Here is a 15,524-nt window from a genome sequence, read left to right on the forward strand (position 1 = left end):
TCGAGGCCATTATCTGGACTTTTCAAGGATTGCCTTGCCCATTGGCAAGGTAAGGGGAGTGACCATGTCCAAGCGTGTCGTCAATCCGGTACCGGTGTTCAAGCTGTACGGCGAAACGGCCGCCTGGCCCACGCCGGACCTGATTCACTGCGAGACGATCCCCGAGCGCAGCAGCCTGCATGACTGGGAAATCAAGCCGCATCGGCACGGCGACCTGGTGCAGTTGCTGTACGTGCAATCGGGTCAGGCCCTGCTCAAGGTCGAGGACGAGGTGCGCGAGGTGCAGGGCCCGGTGCTGCAGGTGGTGCCGGCCCTGAGCGTGCACACCTTCCGTTTTGCCGAGAATATCCAGGGCCACATCCTCAGTCTGGCCAGCCCGTTGGTGGAGCAGCTCGAAGCGGTGCTCGACGGCTTGAGCCTGGGCGTGGCGCAGTGTCACGTGCCCGATGATGACCCGGCGCAACTGGATCAGCTATTCAATGCCATCGCCGACGAATACCGCCAGCCGCGCAGCGGCCGCGACCTGATGCTGCACGCGTTGATCACGATGCTCATGGTCTGGCTGAGCCGGCGTCATCAGGCGCAGGCAGCGGGGCACGAGACGGGCACGCCAGACCGCGGTCGCGAGCATCTGCAGGCGTTCATGCACCAGCTTGAGTCGAGCTTTCGCCTGCACTGGCCCATAGACGAACATGCCCGGCGCCTGGGCCTGAGCGCTGCCCACCTGAACGCGTTGTGTCGTCGATTGTGCGATCAGTCGGCGTTGCAGGTGATCAACCAGCGCCTGCTACTGGAGGCCAAACGCAACCTGGTGTACACCGCCATGACCATCAATCAGGTCTCCGACAGCCTGGGCTTCTCGGAGCCGGCGTATTTCACGCGCTTTTTCAAGCGCGCCACCGGCCTGTCACCCCGGCAGTTTCGCCACCCGCGTTGACACGGTGCTGAAATGCCTTTCCCTTAAAAAATAAGCCACTGATTTTATTGGATATTAAATTCACATCTGTAGGCGATGATCCTGTGTCACTGGCACCGCGCCAAGGCGGCACGCTTTCGCGCAGCAAACACTGGCCCGGTAGGAGCGCGTTTACCCGCGACCGGCTGCGTAGCAGTCGTAAAATTGCAGCGTTTCACAGATTTCTGCGAGCGCTTCGCACTCGGTCGCGGGCAAGCGCGCTCCTACCGGGTCCCCTGTTTGCTGCGCGACAGCGCTTCGCCTTGGGCCTGTGTCAGCTTACGACCTGATAGCAGGGTACGTATTCGGCACCGCCGGGCAGTTTCATGCGGTGTTGCTCGACAAACGCCTGCAGCAGTTTGTCCAGCGGCTGCATGATCGCCGGGTCGCCGTGGATCTGGTACGGGCCGTGTTCTTCGATCAGGCGGATGCCCTTGTCCTTGACGTTGCCGGCCACGATGCCGGAGAACGCGCGGCGCAGGTTGGCGGCCAGTTCGTGGGGCGGCAGGGCATGGCTGAGCTTGAGCTGGGCCATGTTCTCGTGGGTCGGATCGAACGGGTGCTGGAAGCTTTCGTCGATCTTGAGCAGCCAGTTGAAGTGAAAGGCGTCGTTGCGCTCGCGGCGGAACTGCTTGACCGCCTTGAGGCCCTGGGCCATCTGGCGTGCCACCTCCGACGGGTTGTCGATGATGATCTGGTAGTGACGACGGGCGTCCTCGCCCAGGGTCGCCTGCACGAAGGCATCCAGCTGGCGCAGGTAGGGTTCGGTGCTTTTCGGGCCGGTGAGGATGACCGGGAAGGGCAGGTCATGGTTGGCCGGGTGCATGAGGATGCCCAGCAGGTACAGGAATTCTTCAGCCGTGCCGGCGCCGCCCGGGAAGATGATGATGCCGTGGCCAACGCGAACGAAGGCTTCGAGGCGCTTTTCGATGTCCGGCAGGATCACCAGTTCGTTGACGATCGGGTTCGGCGCCTCGGCGGCGATGATGCCCGGCTCGGTCAGGCCCAGGTAGCGGCCACCGTGGATGCGTTGTTTGGCATGGGCAATGGTGGCGCCCTTCATCGGGCCTTTCATCACGCCAGGACCGCAGCCGGTGCAGATGTCCAGGCTGCGCAGGCCCAGTTCGTGGCCGACCTTCTTGGTGTACTTGTATTCTTCGGTGTTGATCGAGTGACCGCCCCAGCACACCACCAGCTTCGGTTCCACGCCCGGGCGCAGGGTGCGCGCATTGCGCAGCAGGTGGAACACGTAGTCGGTGATGCCTTGCGAGCTGCTCAGGTCGATGCGCTGGCTGTCCAGTTCGCTTTCGGTGTAGACGATGTCACGCAGGGCGCTGAACAGCATTTCCCGGGTGCTGGCGATCATTTCGCCATCGACGAAGGCGTCGGCCGGGGCGTTGAGCAGTTCCAGGCGTACGCCACGGTCCTGCTGGTGGATACGCACTTCGAAGCTCTCGTAGGCTTCCAGGATGGTCTTGGCGTTGTCGACATGGGCGCCGGTATTGAGAATGGCCAGGGCGCACTGGCGAAACAGGGTATAGACGCTGCCGGAACCGGCGGCGCTCAGTTGCTGCACTTCACGCTGGGACAGTGTTTCAAGGCTGCCTTTGGGGCTGACCGAGGCATTAATCACGTTTCTTGGGATCATTCTATTTTCCATTGGATCGACGCCGTGCGGCCTGGGCTCAAGGCCCGGTGGGGCAGGCATCCGGATGGTGAGCATCAAGGATGTTCACGCCTGACCGGTATTCTTGCTGGCAGCCGGACAGGAAAGCAAACCAAACCATGCCTGGAGACTATCGGGTAAGCGTTGCCAGGCCAAGAATGAACCTGAGCCGTTTTGCAAGGTCTGTAGGCTGATGGATGTGCGCCTGTTCTGCAGACCCTGGTGGTGTTGCAGGTCACGGCCCGCCACTTGATGCCCATCGTGCGCCGGCCCGTTCATCGCGGCCTTTGTTTTATCCAGCCAAGACAGTTATTGCCATGCCTCGTCATTTTTTCGCACTGCGGGCTCCAGCTTCCGGCCTGTTCTCTCTCGCGACCACGCGCCGCACCCTCAAGCGCGGGCTGTTGATCGGCCTGTTTGGCCTGCTGGCACCCCAGGCGCTGCAAGCGGCCGGCAACGACCGCTGGATCAGCGACAGCCTCAATACCTATGTACGCAGTGGCCCGACCGACGGCCACCGGATCGTCGGCACGCTCAAGTCCGGCCAGAAAGTCGAATTGCTGGAAACCCAGGGCGACTACAGCCGGATTCGCGGCGAAGGCGGCAGCACCGTCTGGATTCTCAGCAGTGACCTGCAGGCCGAGCCGGGCCAGTCCGAGCGCTTGCCGCAACTGACCGGCCAGGTGGCGCAACTGACCGATCAGTTGGCCAAGATCGACGACACCTGGAAGGTTCGCGTGCAGGGCATGCAGGAAACCCTGGATACGCGCAAGGCACTGATCGACGAACTGGAGACGCGCAACAAGGAACTCAACGAACAACTGACCCAAGCGCAATCGCAACTGCGCGACGCCCAGGCACGCCTGGGCAATGAAAACCAGCAGGCCCTGATGGGCTATATGGTCTACGGCGGCAGCATTGCCGGCGCCGGTTTGCTGGTCGGCCTGATCCTGCCCTCGCTGACCCGACGCCGCAAACGCAACGATGGTTGGTCATAACACCTCCCTTTTCACCCTTTGACAGGGTGACCCAGGTCTCTTTTTCAGCCGCTGCGCGGACGCAATGTCTCGCGCAGCAAGATCTGGTTCTATAGTTTCCCCACCTTTGGTCGAAAACCTTCAGGAACATGCAAGCCTGCAGGTGCGACAGGATGTGTGGAAAACTGTTTGATGGCACGTTGCCGTTAGCTATCATCTGCGCCCTAGCAACCGACCGAACGTCTGAGCCCAGGCAGTCGAGCACGGCTTTGCACTTTGAAAAACAGGATTCTGGATGCTGGCGTACAACCAAAAAAGCTTTCTGATCGTTGACGACTTTTCCGACTTTCGCAGTTCGGTCAGGTCCATGCTGCGTGAGCTGGGCGTCAAGGAAGTGGATACCGCCGACACCGGCGAGCAGGCCTTGCGCCAGTGCTCGCAAAAACGTTACGACTTCGTTTTGCACGACTTCAACCTGGGCGATGGCCGCAAGAATGGCCAGCAGGTGCTTGAAGACCTGATGACCGAGCGGCTGCTCAGTCACGAAAGCGTGTTCATCATGGTGACGGCTGAAAACAGCCAGGCCATGGTCATGAGTGCGCTGGAATGGGAGCCGGACGGCTACCTGACCAAGCCGTTCAACCGTGCCGGCCTGTCGCAGCGCCTGGAAAAGCTGGTGCAGCGCAAGACTCTGCTCAAACCCATCTTCCAGGCCCTGGACCGTCAAAAGCCGATCGAGGTGCTCACCGCCTGCACCCAACTGACCCAGAAAGACCCACGCCTGGCCCCTTTGTGCCTGCGCTACAAAGCCACGGCCCTGCGCGACCTGAACCAGTTCGAGCCATTGCACAAGCTGCTGACCTCGATCATCGCTGACCGGCCCACGCCCTGGGCGTTTGGCATGCTCGGCAGCCTGTTGCTCAAGCGTGGCAAGACCAGCGAGGCGCTGGCGGTCTACGAGCAGGCCACCAAGGCGTTCTCGATGTTCCCGGCGCTGTTCGATGGCCTGGCTGACGTGCTGGTTGCGCGCGGGGAGGTCAAGCGCGCGCAGAACGTACTGGAAGCGGCCGTGCGCCTGTCGCCGCTGGCGGTTCGCCGGCAGACGCTGCTGGGCAAGCTGGCGCTGGACAACAACGACTTCGACGGTGCTTCGAAAGCCTATCGCCAGGCGGTCAGCCAGGGGCGCCATTCCCGTTTCAAGGACCCGGAAACCAACCTGGGCCTGGCCCAGGCGCTGATCAGCCGCAGCGGCGACATGGGCCTGGATGCCCGTACCCGGGTAGAGATCAACCAGGCGCTGGGTGAGGTCGCCAAGGACAACTCCGACGACGAAGGCCTGCAAGTGCGTGCACGGCTGATGAAAGCCACCAGCCTGCAGCAGTCGGACCCTGAGACGGCAGTCAAGCTGACCGAGCAGGCAGTCGGGCGCCTGGACAAGATGAGCCAGTTCCTCAGTGCGCCGGCGGCCCTGACGGTGGCCACCCAGTTGGGGCAGCTGGGGCAGGCCGAGGCCAGCGCCAGCGTGCTCAAGAGCACGGCAGAAATCTACGGCGACGACCCCCAGGTGATGAAAAGCCTGGCGCGCCTGACCGATGACCCCGAAATCCTGGGGGCCAACAAGGCGGCCATCGACCTCAATATCCAGGGTGTACGCTGTTACAAGGCCGGCCAGTTGGGCGAGGCCCAGGCCCTGTTTCGCAAGGCCCTGGCGTTGCAACCCAAGAACATCAGTATTGCCTTGAACCTGGCGCAGTCACTTTTGCACCCCGGACAGAACCTGGGGCCTGAAGCGAACCAGGAATGCCGGGCCTGCCTGAGTATGGTGGGCAAGATGCCCGACACTGATCCGCGTTTCGATCGTTATCAGAAACTCAAAGACAGGGCGTTCGGCGATGAATGATAAAGAGCAAGGCCTGGACTTTTCCATGGTGATCGCCTCCACCGTGCACGACATGAAGAATTCGCTGGCGACCCTGACCCGGGCCCACAGCGAGTGGCAGGCACAGTTGCCGGTCGAGCAGCGTCGCTCACCCGGGCATGGCGTGATCGAATACGAGTTCGCCAACCTCAACGGCATGCTGGTGCAACTGCTGGGTCTGTACAAGCTGGGCGTCAACCAGTTGCCCTTGCGGCCTGACTACCATGAGCTTGATGACTTTATCGAGGCGCAACTGGCCCACCACCAGGACGTGCTCGAAAGCCGGAGTATTGGCGCCAGCTTCGAGCTCGACGAGCTCATCCCGCTGGGCTTCTTCGACCGCGAACTGATCGGCTCGGTGGTCAGCAACATCCTGGTCAATGCCATCCGTTTCGCCCGCGAGAAAATCGCCGTCGAGATCGGCGAGCAGGATGGCCAGTTGTGCATCACCATTAACGACGACGGCCCCGGTTACCCGGTGCACATGATCGAAAAGCAGACCGATTATGTCCAGGGCATCAATGCCATGAGCGGCAGCACCGGCCTTGGCCTGTACTTCGCTTCCCATATCGCCCGGCTGCACCAGCGCAACGGTGTACAGGGACGCATCGAAATCGCCAATGGCGGGGCGCTGGGAGGCGGGCGGTTCAGTATTTTCCTGCCGTGAGGCCGGTGCAGTCACTGACCTTGCGCAATTTCATTGCAGTGCTTGAAATCCTTGAGGCCCGCTGCCTATGGTGTACACCTTGCCGCCGGGCGGTTTGCGTGAACGAAGGATCGAAAGATGGCCTGCAATGAGCACCCTGACATGACCGGGTTACTGGACGGGGTGGATGAAGTGGAATGCGTTACGCCGGATCTCAATGGCGTGCCGCGAGGCAAAGTGATGACCGCCGAGGGCTTTCTGGCCGGGCGGCGTCTGCAAATGGCACGAGGCGTCCTGTTGCAATGCGTCATGGGTGGGTATCCGGCGGCGCGTTTCTACGGCAGCGATGACGGCGATCTGGCGCTGGTGGCTGACCCGCAGCAGGTGCATCGCCTGCCCTGGAGCGACACGCCGCGGGCACTGGCCATCTGCGCCGCCGACGAGATCGACGGCCAGCCTTGCAATCTCTCGACCCGGGCGCAGCTCAAGGCCGTATTGGCGCGCTATGCCGAGCGCGGCCTGGCGCCGGTCGTGGCGACCGAGCTTGAATTCTATGTGTTTGCCCATAACCCCGATCCCGGCCAGCCATTCCTGCCGCCTGCGGGGCTGGACGGGCGCCGCGAGCAGGGTTTTTCGGCCTTCAGTGTCAGTTCCAATAACGGTCTGCGACCCTTTTTTGCCGAGGTACGGGCCTGCATGGCTGCCCTGGGGCTGCCGCTGGACACCGTGATGCACGAGATGGGCGTCAGCCAGTTCGAGATCAACCTGCTGCATGGTGACGCGCTGTTGCTGGCCGACCAGACCTTTCTGTTCAAGCACCTGCTCAAGGAAGTGGCGCTCAAGCATGGCTTGACCGTGGTGTGCATGGCCAAGCCGCTGGCGCACGCAGCCGGCAGTTCGATGCATATTCACCAGAGTGTGGTGGACGCCCGCTCGGGACGTAATGTATTCAACGATACCGACGATCAGCCAACGGCGGCCTTCCGGCACTTCATTGGTGGGCAGCAGGCGTGCCTGGCGGACTTTACCGCCCTGTTCGCGCCGAATGTGAATGCCTATCAGCGACTGTTCCACCCCTATGCTTCGCCCAACAATGCCTGCTGGTCGCACGACAACCGCGCCGCCGGCCTGCGCATCCCGGCCAGCGTGCCCCAGGCGCGGCGGGTCGAGAATCGCCTGCCGGGGGCCGATGCCAACCCGTACCTGGCCATTGCCGCCAGCCTGGCTGCCGGCCTCTATGGCATCGAACATGCGCTTGAGCCGACACCGGCCTTGCAAGGCGAAATCGAGGTGCCCGACAGCCTGGCCTTGCCCGACACCCTGCAATCGGCCCTCAGGCGTCTTGGACGCAGTGCACGGGCGCGGGAACTGTTCGGCCAGCCGTTCATCGAAGGCTTCATCGCCAGCAAGACCCTGGAGCTGACCAGCTTTCTGGACGAGATCACACCCTGGGAGCGACGGGTGCTGGGCAGCCAGATCTGATTGTGAATCCTGCCGGCTGGCAGGACCCTGAATGTTCGACCACGCCCATCCGGGCGACTCTTTCTAGTCGGGAATACCATGCGCCAAATCTGGAAGTCTTTTCGAGCGCTCTACTTTGCTTCACTGATGATGCTGATCGGTTCCGGCCTGCTGAGCACCTACCTGGCCTTGCGCCTGGCGGCTGATCAGGTCGACAGCCTGTGGGTCGGTGCATTGATGGCCGCCAACTATTTCGGCCTGGTGCTGGGCGGCAAGATCGGTCACCGGCTGATTGGCCGGGTCGGGCATATCCGCGCCTATGCCACCTGCGCCGGGATTGTCGGTGCGGCGGTGCTCGGGCATGGCATGACCGACTGGCTGCCGGCCTGGCTGGGGCTGCGGATGATTGTGGGCCTGGGGATGATGTGCCAGTACATGGTCATCGAAAGCTGGCTCAACGAGCAGGCCAATGTCAGCCAGCGTGGCATGGTCTTCAGCGGTTATATGATTGCGTCCTACCTGGGCCTGGTGCTCGGCCAGTTGATCCTGGTCGTGCACCCGCAACTGGGGCCGGAACTGCTGATGCTGGTCGCCATGTGCTTTGCACTGTGCCTGGTGCCGGTGGCCATGACCCGCAGCATTCACCCGGCACCGCTGCACCCGGCGCCGCTGGAGCCACTGTTCTTCATGAAGCGGGTGCCGCAATCGTTGACCACGGTGCTAGGCGCAGGGCTGGGGCTGGGCGCCTTCTATGGCCTGGCGCCGGTGTATGCCGCCAGCCATGGCCTGTCCACCGAGCAGGTGGGTCTGTTCATGGGCTGCTGCATCATGGCCGGTTTTGTCGTGCAATGGCCGCTGGGGCTGTTGTCGGACCGTTATGACCGCTCGCAACTGATTCGGGTGTTCGCAGGCCTGTTGTGCGTGGCCAGCCTGCCGCTGATCGTGCTCACCGGGGTGCCGGCAGAGGCGCTGTTCATCATCGGCTTTATCGCCTCCCTGATGCAGTTCAGCCTCTACCCGCTGGCAGTGGCCTTCGCCAATGACCATGTCGAGGCTGAAAACCGGGTATCGCTGACGGCCATGCTGCTGATGACCTACGGCATCGGGGCCAGCGTCGGACCGCTGCTGGCCGGGGTGCTGATGCAGGCGTTTGGCGGCAACATGCTGTACGCCTTTATCTGCGTCACGGCCGGGATACTGGTGGTGATGATTCGGCCCAAGGCGGTTACGCGTCTGCATGAGGTCGAGAACGCACCGCTGCAACACGTGGCCATGCCCGACAGCATGGCGAGCTCGCCGCTGGTGGTCGCGCTTGACCCGCGGGTCGACGAGCAGGTGGTGCATGACCAGATGCACACTACGGTGGAGCCAATACCGGAGTCAGAGTCGGACTTGCAGACAGCGTCGCCAGCAGAATCGACGGGCGAGCCTGCAGCCCCGTCCACACAGGATCAGGATCAGGATCAGGATCAGGATCGGAAAAAGGAAGAGGAGCTGGACAAACCCTACGGTGGATGCCCGTAGGTCACGATCAGGGCCGCGCTGTATCAGGCAGCGCGGCCTTTGCCATCAGAAGTCGTCGTCTTTGTCGAAGCGGCGTGCTTCACGCTGCAACTGATAGACGAAACGTTCGACCTGGCGCTGCACCAGGCCACTGACATTGTGGAAGCGCACGCCGGCAAAGGTGGTGTTGAAGCGCTCTTCGAAGTGCAGGTAGCGCAGTTCAACGGCGGAGGTCATGGCGCCGAAAGGCAGCCTGGCGACGAAACGGTCATACACCTGGCCCAGTTGTACGCGCTCGGAGATGTCGCCTTCGAAGCGCAGCTTGCAGCCGGTGGCCGAGATGTCCAGCAGTTTGCCCTTGATCGGGAACTTGAGCTTGTCGCCGTCAAGGTCGATGTCGACCAGCTGTGACAGCTTGAGGGCGGCACGGAACGCGTTGCGGCGCTGGTGATAGATGACTTCCGAAGGCATCGGGCCGCTGTACAGGCGCTGGCCGGGGGTGTCGACGATGTTCATCGGCGCACTGCATTCCCAGGCGATGCGCACACCATCATGAAAGCCTTCGACGCGGAAGGTCTCGCCGTTGCTCAGGAAGCGTTCACCGTCGCGCGGGATCATCTCATCCAGCTCGATGAGGTTGGTGTCGCGGTCAACTTTGACCAGATAACTCTGGAAGCGTTGGGAGCGCTCATGGAAAGTAATGATCAGGGGATCGTGGTTTTCCATGAGTAACCGCAGGTTGGCGGCAATTTCCAAAGGCGTATTGAGAACCTTCGGGGGTTGCGGAGCATCATCCGCGGCTAAGCCATTCACTTTTAAGTTTCTCCAGGCAAAATACTACGGCAACGCAATGACGGGCATTCTGCCATCATGTGGGGCGGCTTTAAACAGCAAGTTAGGCCTGGCTGAGAGGGCGCGGCTTGGCTCTACCGGCTGTTGAGCCCCGGCTGTCGTATAGCGAGGGTGTCTCGCCGCCGTTCAGAATGCGCAATTGATGAGCGGTTGTCATCTGCTGCAACTGAATCAGCTTGCCGTTTTGTTCGTTGAGTGCCTGGCATTCGCCGATGAGAGTCGCCAGTTCGTCACCGGCTTCAAGCAATTGCTCGCCTACAGAGGACTGGCCGGCCAATGTTTCCAGGCCCTGGCGGTTGGTCGGCAGGCCCAGGCTGGCCAGCACCTGGCTGCGCCTCCGGCCGTGTTGCTCGAGCTGGATCACCAGCGCCTGCTTCTGCGCGAGGATCCGCTCCATCTCGGTCATGTCCCGACCGTGCAGCACCAGCGACTCGCTCTGCAATAACTCCAGCAGTTGGCGGGTCGGGACCATGTCATCGGTAATCATCTGCAGCAAAGTAGTGTCTTGCATCGCATGCTCTGGTTTTCAAGCGTCCAGAAAGTCCCGCGCGAGACTTAGCGCGCGGCTTCGAAGCCGAGCAGCTTGCTGGCTACACGGTTGCTGTCGACCACGTAACTGCCGTCTGCGATCGCCTGTTTGAGCTCGGCAACCCGGGCACTGTTGACGGTCGGCAGATCAGCCAGCTTGTCGGTGATCTTCTGCAGCTGTTGAGCCTCACTGCTCAGGTGTACTGATTCGCCGGCATTCTTGGTGGCGGCCGTCGCAGGCAAGCTCTCGGCCTTGCCGGTTTCCTTGGCGCCGCTGGTGCGCGAAGTACTGCCTACGGACTGTGAGTTACTAAGTCGACTGAAATCGATGGGCATGATTGAAAACCTCTGGGTATTTTGGACGCTTGCCTTGTTTTCGGCTAACCCATGGAAAACTTTAGGCGCAATGTTGCAAAGCCTGGACAGCAGGCATTGCGCGCCTGGATATGCGGTGCAGTCTAGAAAAAACCGGCGCCACACACCAGCTTCAATCGATATCAATGCCGTTCACATGGCCACTTCCACTTGCCCGGGGCCTGTAATGCTGGCCTTTATCACCCGCTTGGAGTTGAGGTTGCGTACCCGTATCTGTTCATTGAGCCCGCCATCGGACAGTGCCTCGCCCGGCATGCGCACCGCCAGGCTGGCGCTGCGCGCGATAATCACCACCTGGTCACCCTTGCGGATCATGGCGGGTTGTTCGAGAAACGTGGGCGACAGCACCTGATCGACGACCGCTGGTCGGACAAGTTTCTGCCCGATGGCCAGGTCCAGTGATGGCAGAAAGCCCTGGTTCAGCGTGCCGACATCCCGCTCGCGCAAGGCAATGTCTTGCTCATTGATGACCGTGTCACGCTTGAGCGGTCGCGTGGCGATGACCACGGTGCGAAACAGTTGCACCTGGGCCGGCACATAGACAGTCCAGGGGGATGAGCCCTCGCAGCGTACCCGCACGGTGACCCGGCCTACCGGGCGCTGGCTCTCCAGTGTCGCTGTCAAATCCTTGTCGCAAAACGCCAGGCGCATGCGCGGGTCCAGTTGCCGGACCTGAATCTCATGGCGGCCCTCGATCTGGCTGCTCGCCAAATACTCTTGTACGGTGTACTCAAGAAACCCCTCGGTGACGCCGATAAGCTGTTCAGGCAGTGTGAAATTCTCGGCTCGACCGGGATTTGCAGTGCACAACAGGCACAGCATGACGATTGCGCCCAGCCAGTGGCGGGTTTCTAATGCGGCGTGTCGAAAAATTGTCGTCTTGTCGTTCATGACGTATAAAAAGCAAGGCTCGTGCCGCTTGCCATCCCTGGCATGTGGTAATCGATGGTTGAGGTAAGGGGGGCAGGGCATGGCAGGTGTAATGGATTCGGTAAACCAGCGCACGCAGCTGGTTGGTCAGAATCGCCTGGAGCTGTTGCTGTTTCGCCTGCAAGGCAAGCAGCTCTACGGGATCAACGTTTTCAAGGTCAAAGAAGTACTGCAATGCCCGAAACTCACCATCATGCCCAAATCGAGCAGGATCGTGCGTGGTGTGGCCAATATCCGCGGTGGCACGATTCCGATTCTGGACCTGGCCATGGCCACCGGTTCCGCCGGGATGATCTCGCTGGAAAACACCTTCGTCATCATCACCGAGTACAACACCAAGGTGCAGGGGTTTCTGGTGCATTCGGTCGAACGCATCGTGAACATGAACTGGGAGGAGATTCATCCGCCACCCAAGGGCACTGGTCGCGACCACTACCTGACCGCCGTCACGCGCGTCGACAATCAGTTGGTGGAAATCATCGACGTCGAGAAAATCCTGGCCGAGGTGGCGCCGATCTCCGAAGCCGTGTCGGTCGGTGTGATTGATGCAGACACTCATCATAAGGCTGTCTCGCTGCGGGTACTGACCGTCGACGACTCGTCCGTGGCGCGCAAGCAGGTCAGCCGTTGCCTGGAAACAGTCGGTGTAGAAGTGGTCGCGCTCAATGATGGTCGCCAGGCGCTCGATTACCTGCTGGCGCTGATCGCCGAGGGCAAGAAACCCGAAGAAGAATTCCTGATGATGATCTCCGACATTGAAATGCCGGAGATGGATGGCTATACCTTGACGGCAGCCATACGCAATGATCCGCGGATGAACAAGATGCACATCACCCTGCACACTTCGTTGTCGGGGGTGTTCAACCAGGCAATGGTCAAAAAAGTCGGTGCCGATGATTTCCTGGCGAAATTCCGGCCCGATGACCTGGCGGCACGCGTCGTGTCCCGGATCAAGGCAGCAGACCAAAGCTAGCAAAGTGGGTCGCAGGCTTGCATGCGCACCTGCGAGCCGTCCCACCAGGGTCATGCACCCTGCACGTTCACATGATTTGAGAGGCGGTACTTTTGTCTACGGGTAATTTGGATTTTGAACAGTTCCGGGTCTTTCTGGAAAAAGCCTGTGGCATCCTGCTGGGTGAAAACAAGCAGTACCTTGTTTCCAGCCGCCTCAACAAGCTGATGGAGCAGCAGGGCATCAAGAGCCTGGGCGAACTGGTGCAGCGCATGCAGTCCCAGCCGCGCAGCGGGCTGCGCGAGCAGGTGGTCGACGCAATGACCACCAACGAAACCCTGTGGTTTCGCGACACCTATCCGTTCGAGGTGCTCAAGAACAAGGTCTTGCCCGAGCAGATCAAGGCCAGCCCTGGCCAGCGCCTGCGTATCTGGTCGGCGGCCTGTTCTTCCGGGCAGGAGCCGTACTCGTTGTCGATGTCGATCGACGAGTTCGAGCGTAGTAACCCGGGGCAGCTCAAGACCGGTGTGCAGATCGTGGCCACCGACCTTTCCAGCCTGATGCTCAATAACTGCAAGAGCGGCGAATACGACAGCCTGGCCATCGGCCGCGGCCTGTCGCCGGAACGCCTGCAGCGGTACTTCGACGTCAAGACGCCGGGGCGCTGGGCGGTGAAGGCACCGATCAAGAGTCGGGTCGAATTCCGTTCGTTCAACCTGCTCGACAGCTATGCCAGCCTGGGCAAGTTCGACATCGTGTTCTGTCGCAACGTGCTGATCTACTTTTCCGCCGAGGTGAAGAAGGACATCCTGCTGCGCATCCACAGTGTGCTCAAGCCGGGTGGCTATTTGTTCCTGGGGGCTTCCGAAGCGCTTAACGGCCTGCCGGATCATTACCAGATGGTCCAGTGCAGCCCGGGCATCATCTACAAGGCCAAATAAGCCGCCCTTGCCGTTGCGTGATCTGCCACGCAGCGGCAACCCTCGTGCCATCTTCTGGCAAAAAAACGACACTCCGCTTGCCGCCGCCTCCCTCCTGGCGGTAATCCCTTGCCGCTTTTCTGGCATGCCTGCCGCCTGTGCGTGGCAAAACCCTAGCAAACATGGCGTTCGACAACATGGCATGCCGATTGCTTTGTCTGTGATACGTACATCAGGTCAACCGGTAAAGGTTTCCCGACATGAGCATCAATTTCGATAAAGCACTTGGCATCCACGAAAAAGCCCTGAATTTCCGCGCCCAGCGGGCCGAGGTGTTGGCCAACAACATTTCCAACGCCGATACCCCGGGCTACAAGGCGCGTGACCTGGATTTTTCTGCCGTGCTGGCGGCCGAGACCGAGAAGGTCAACAAGGGCCAGTTCGCCATGAACACCACCAACGGTCGCCATATCGAGGCTCAGGGCAGCGGCAGCGACAACGAGGGCGTGCTGCTGTATCGCACCCCGTCGGCGCCGTCGCTGGACCAGAACACCGTCGACTCGCAAGTGGAGCAGGCCAGTTACACCCAGAACTCCATGTCGTTCCAGGCCAGCTTCACGCTGCTCAACAGTAAGTTCAAAGGGCTGGTATCGGCCCTGCGCGGAGAGTGATTCATGTCGCTATCGAATGTCTTCAACATTGCCGGCAGCGCCATGAGTGCCCAGACCACGCGTCTGAACACCACTGCCAGTAACATTGCCAACGCTGAAACCGTGTCGTCGAGCATGGACCAGACCTATCGTGCCCGTCATCCGGTGTTCGCCACCGTGCTTGAAGGCCAGCAGTCGATCGGTGGTGGTTCCCTGTTCCAGGACCAGGGTCAGGCCGGGCAGGGCGTGCAGGTCTCGGGCATCATCGAGGACACCTCCAACCTTGAAGCCCGCTACGAGCCCAATCATCCTTCTGCCGACGGCAACGGGTACGTCTACTACCCCAACGTCAATGTCGTGGAAGAAATGGCCGACATGATTTCCGCCAGTCGTTCGTTCCAGACCAACGTCGAAATCATGAACACCGCCAAAACCATGATGCAGAAGGTTCTGACCCTGGGTCAGTAATGAGGGCATGAACCATGGCTGTTGAAAACGATGTATCGGCGAAATTCATCAATTCGCTGCAGAACCCGACCAAGACCAAGACCAACGACGGCACCAGTGCCCTGGGCAAGGACGCGTTCCTGCAACTGCTGGTGACCCAGATGAAGAACCAGAACCCTCTGGATCCTCAGGACAACACCCAGTTCGTGGCCCAGCTGGCGCAGTTCAGCAGCCTGGAAAGCATGCAGAACCTGACCGGCACGGTCGATTCCATCGCCACCATCTACAAGTCGTCGCAGGCCCTGCAGGCCTCGTCGCTGGTCGGGCGTTCGGTGATTGTCGAGGCCAGCAGTGTGCACGTTGATGCCGGCAAGGGCCTGACCGGTTCGGTGGTCGTCCCGGCCACCACCACCAGCACCACGCTCAGTGTCTACGATGCCAACGGCACTCTGGCCGACACCGTCGACCTGGGCGCCTTGCCGGTTGGTACCCAAAGCTTCACCTGGGACGGCATCAAGGATGACGGCAGCGCAGCACCGGCCGGCAACTACACCTTCAAGGTCAATGCGTCGATCAATGGCGAGGGCACCGCCCTGGGCACCTACCTGCCGGCCACCGTCAACAGTGTGACGACCGCGACCACAGGCGGCGACATGACCCTTAACCTGGCCGGCGGCAGCAGCATCGCCCTGTCCAAAGTACAGACCATCGGATTGTAAGAGCCGGGCAGACGGCGAGGAGTTG

16 protein-coding genes are annotated in these 15,524 nt (G+C 61.0%); 11 read left to right on the plus strand and 5 right to left on the minus strand.

Translation table 11 applies throughout. From position 1 onward, the window contains the following. Window positions 1-64 precede the first annotated feature (64 nt). The gene (locus ASF84_RS12225) at window positions 65-937 is read left to right on the plus strand and encodes a helix-turn-helix domain-containing protein (RefSeq protein WP_056838619.1); all 873 of its coding nucleotides are present in this window, start codon (window positions 65-67) and stop codon (window positions 935-937) included. Window positions 938-1,229: 292 nt separating this feature from the next. Here ASF84_RS12225 and ppnN read toward each other — a convergent pair whose 3' ends face one another. Continuing rightward, window positions 1,230-2,603 carry a nucleotide 5'-monophosphate nucleosidase PpnN gene (ppnN, locus tag ASF84_RS12230; protein WP_056838621.1) on the minus strand — a complete coding sequence of 458 codons (1,374 nt, stop codon included), beginning with the start codon at window positions 2,601-2,603 and terminating at the stop codon, window positions 1,230-1,232. A 335-nt stretch (window positions 2,604-2,938) separates the two neighbouring features. On the opposite strand from ppnN, the gene ASF84_RS12235 reads away from it, so the two are divergent. The 5 genes from ASF84_RS12235 to ASF84_RS12255 all read left to right on the plus strand — a co-directional run bounded on the left by ASF84_RS12235 (window position 2,939) and on the right by ASF84_RS12255 (window position 9,147). After that, on the plus strand, window positions 2,939-3,619 hold the full coding sequence (locus tag ASF84_RS12235) for a TIGR04211 family SH3 domain-containing protein (protein ID WP_056838623.1): 681 nt from the start codon (window positions 2,939-2,941) through the stop codon (window positions 3,617-3,619). Window positions 3,620-3,893: 274 nt separating this feature from the next. After that, a complete protein-coding gene (locus tag ASF84_RS12240; protein ID WP_056838625.1) occupies window positions 3,894-5,498 on the plus strand; it encodes a tetratricopeptide repeat-containing response regulator in 1,605 nt (534 codons plus the stop codon). After that, window positions 5,491-6,183: a sensor histidine kinase gene (locus ASF84_RS12245; RefSeq protein ID WP_056838627.1), complete on the plus strand. Its 693-nt coding sequence runs from the start codon at window positions 5,491-5,493 to the stop codon at window positions 6,181-6,183. The genes ASF84_RS12240 and ASF84_RS12245 overlap by 8 nt, the downstream gene beginning before the upstream one ends. Before the next feature lie 219 nt (window positions 6,184-6,402). Then, window positions 6,403-7,644, plus strand: a complete 1,242-nt coding sequence (locus ASF84_RS12250) for a glutamine synthetase family protein (protein ID WP_162241260.1) — start codon at window positions 6,403-6,405, stop codon at window positions 7,642-7,644. 78 nt (window positions 7,645-7,722) lie between these two features. Then, window positions 7,723-9,147, plus strand: a complete 1,425-nt coding sequence (locus tag ASF84_RS12255) for an MFS transporter (RefSeq protein ID WP_056838631.1) — start codon at window positions 7,723-7,725, stop codon at window positions 9,145-9,147. A 45-nt stretch (window positions 9,148-9,192) separates the two neighbouring features. Here the strand turns inward: ASF84_RS12255 and ASF84_RS12260 are convergent, their stop codons facing one another. The 4 genes from ASF84_RS12260 to flgA form a co-directional block, all read right to left on the minus strand. Next, window positions 9,193-9,939 carry a flagellar brake protein gene (locus ASF84_RS12260; protein ID WP_109511866.1) on the minus strand — a complete coding sequence of 249 codons (747 nt, stop codon included), beginning with the start codon at window positions 9,937-9,939 and terminating at the stop codon, window positions 9,193-9,195. Between the two features lie 82 nt (window positions 9,940-10,021). Continuing rightward, the gene (locus tag ASF84_RS12265; protein ID WP_056838635.1) at window positions 10,022-10,489 is read right to left on the minus strand and encodes a flagella synthesis protein FlgN; all 468 of its coding nucleotides are present in this window, start codon (window positions 10,487-10,489) and stop codon (window positions 10,022-10,024) included. Window positions 10,490-10,533: 44 nt separating this feature from the next. Continuing rightward, window positions 10,534-10,842 (minus strand): flagellar biosynthesis anti-sigma factor FlgM, encoded by a 309-nt coding sequence (gene flgM, locus ASF84_RS12270; protein ID WP_056838637.1) that lies wholly within the window; start codon window positions 10,840-10,842, stop codon window positions 10,534-10,536. Window positions 10,843-11,013: 171 nt separating this feature from the next. After that, the gene (flgA, locus tag ASF84_RS12275) at window positions 11,014-11,772 is read right to left on the minus strand and encodes a flagellar basal body P-ring formation chaperone FlgA (RefSeq protein WP_056838639.1); all 759 of its coding nucleotides are present in this window, start codon (window positions 11,770-11,772) and stop codon (window positions 11,014-11,016) included. Between the two features lie 79 nt (window positions 11,773-11,851). Between flgA and ASF84_RS12280 the strand changes: the two genes are divergently transcribed. The 5 genes from ASF84_RS12280 (at window position 11,852) to ASF84_RS12300 (ending at window position 15,499) form a co-directional block, all read left to right on the plus strand. After that, a complete protein-coding gene (locus ASF84_RS12280; protein WP_056838641.1) occupies window positions 11,852-12,784 on the plus strand; it encodes a chemotaxis protein CheV in 933 nt (310 codons plus the stop codon). A 92-nt stretch (window positions 12,785-12,876) separates the two neighbouring features. Continuing rightward, window positions 12,877-13,704 (plus strand): protein-glutamate O-methyltransferase CheR, encoded by an 828-nt coding sequence (gene cheR, locus ASF84_RS12285; RefSeq protein WP_056838643.1) that lies wholly within the window; start codon window positions 12,877-12,879, stop codon window positions 13,702-13,704. 239 nt (window positions 13,705-13,943) lie between these two features. Then, window positions 13,944-14,354 (plus strand): flagellar basal body rod protein FlgB, encoded by a 411-nt coding sequence (gene flgB, locus ASF84_RS12290; RefSeq protein ID WP_056838645.1) that lies wholly within the window; start codon window positions 13,944-13,946, stop codon window positions 14,352-14,354. 3 nt (window positions 14,355-14,357) lie between these two features. Continuing rightward, a complete protein-coding gene (flgC, locus tag ASF84_RS12295; protein WP_056838647.1) occupies window positions 14,358-14,801 on the plus strand; it encodes a flagellar basal body rod protein FlgC in 444 nt (147 codons plus the stop codon). A 14-nt stretch (window positions 14,802-14,815) separates the two neighbouring features. Beyond that, the gene (locus ASF84_RS12300) at window positions 14,816-15,499 is read left to right on the plus strand and encodes a flagellar hook assembly protein FlgD (RefSeq protein WP_056838648.1); all 684 of its coding nucleotides are present in this window, start codon (window positions 14,816-14,818) and stop codon (window positions 15,497-15,499) included. Window positions 15,500-15,524 lie beyond the last annotated feature (25 nt).

The sequence above is a fragment of the Pseudomonas sp. Leaf127 genome (assembly GCF_001423155.1).
GTDB classification, from domain to species: domain Bacteria; phylum Pseudomonadota; class Gammaproteobacteria; order Pseudomonadales; family Pseudomonadaceae; genus Aquipseudomonas; species Aquipseudomonas ovata.

What these genes read in the sequence shown, in the direction of transcription:
- ASF84_RS12225 (WP_056838619.1), top strand. Translation starts at nt 65, where the DNA reads ATGTCCAAGCGTGTCGTCAATCCGGTACCGGTGTTCAAGCTGTACGGC.
- ppnN (WP_056838621.1), bottom strand. Translation starts at nt 2,603, where the DNA reads ATGATCCCAAGAAACGTGATTAATGCCTCGGTCAGCCCCAAAGGCAGC.
- ASF84_RS12235 (WP_056838623.1), top strand. Translation starts at nt 2,939, where the DNA reads ATGCCTCGTCATTTTTTCGCACTGCGGGCTCCAGCTTCCGGCCTGTTC.
- ASF84_RS12240 (WP_056838625.1), top strand. Translation starts at nt 3,894, where the DNA reads ATGCTGGCGTACAACCAAAAAAGCTTTCTGATCGTTGACGACTTTTCC.
- ASF84_RS12245 (WP_056838627.1), top strand. Translation starts at nt 5,491, where the DNA reads ATGAATGATAAAGAGCAAGGCCTGGACTTTTCCATGGTGATCGCCTCC.
- ASF84_RS12250 (WP_162241260.1), top strand. Translation starts at nt 6,403, where the DNA reads ATGACCGCCGAGGGCTTTCTGGCCGGGCGGCGTCTGCAAATGGCACGA.
- ASF84_RS12255 (WP_056838631.1), top strand. Translation starts at nt 7,723, where the DNA reads ATGCGCCAAATCTGGAAGTCTTTTCGAGCGCTCTACTTTGCTTCACTG.
- ASF84_RS12265 (WP_056838635.1), bottom strand. Translation starts at nt 10,489, where the DNA reads ATGCAAGACACTACTTTGCTGCAGATGATTACCGATGACATGGTCCCG.
- flgM (WP_056838637.1), bottom strand. Translation starts at nt 10,842, where the DNA reads ATGCCCATCGATTTCAGTCGACTTAGTAACTCACAGTCCGTAGGCAGT.
- flgA (WP_056838639.1), bottom strand. Translation starts at nt 11,772, where the DNA reads ATGAACGACAAGACGACAATTTTTCGACACGCCGCATTAGAAACCCGC.
- ASF84_RS12280 (WP_056838641.1), top strand. Translation starts at nt 11,852, where the DNA reads ATGGCAGGTGTAATGGATTCGGTAAACCAGCGCACGCAGCTGGTTGGT.
- flgB (WP_056838645.1), top strand. Translation starts at nt 13,944, where the DNA reads ATGAGCATCAATTTCGATAAAGCACTTGGCATCCACGAAAAAGCCCTG.
- flgC (WP_056838647.1), top strand. Translation starts at nt 14,358, where the DNA reads ATGTCGCTATCGAATGTCTTCAACATTGCCGGCAGCGCCATGAGTGCC.
- ASF84_RS12300 (WP_056838648.1), top strand. Translation starts at nt 14,816, where the DNA reads ATGGCTGTTGAAAACGATGTATCGGCGAAATTCATCAATTCGCTGCAG.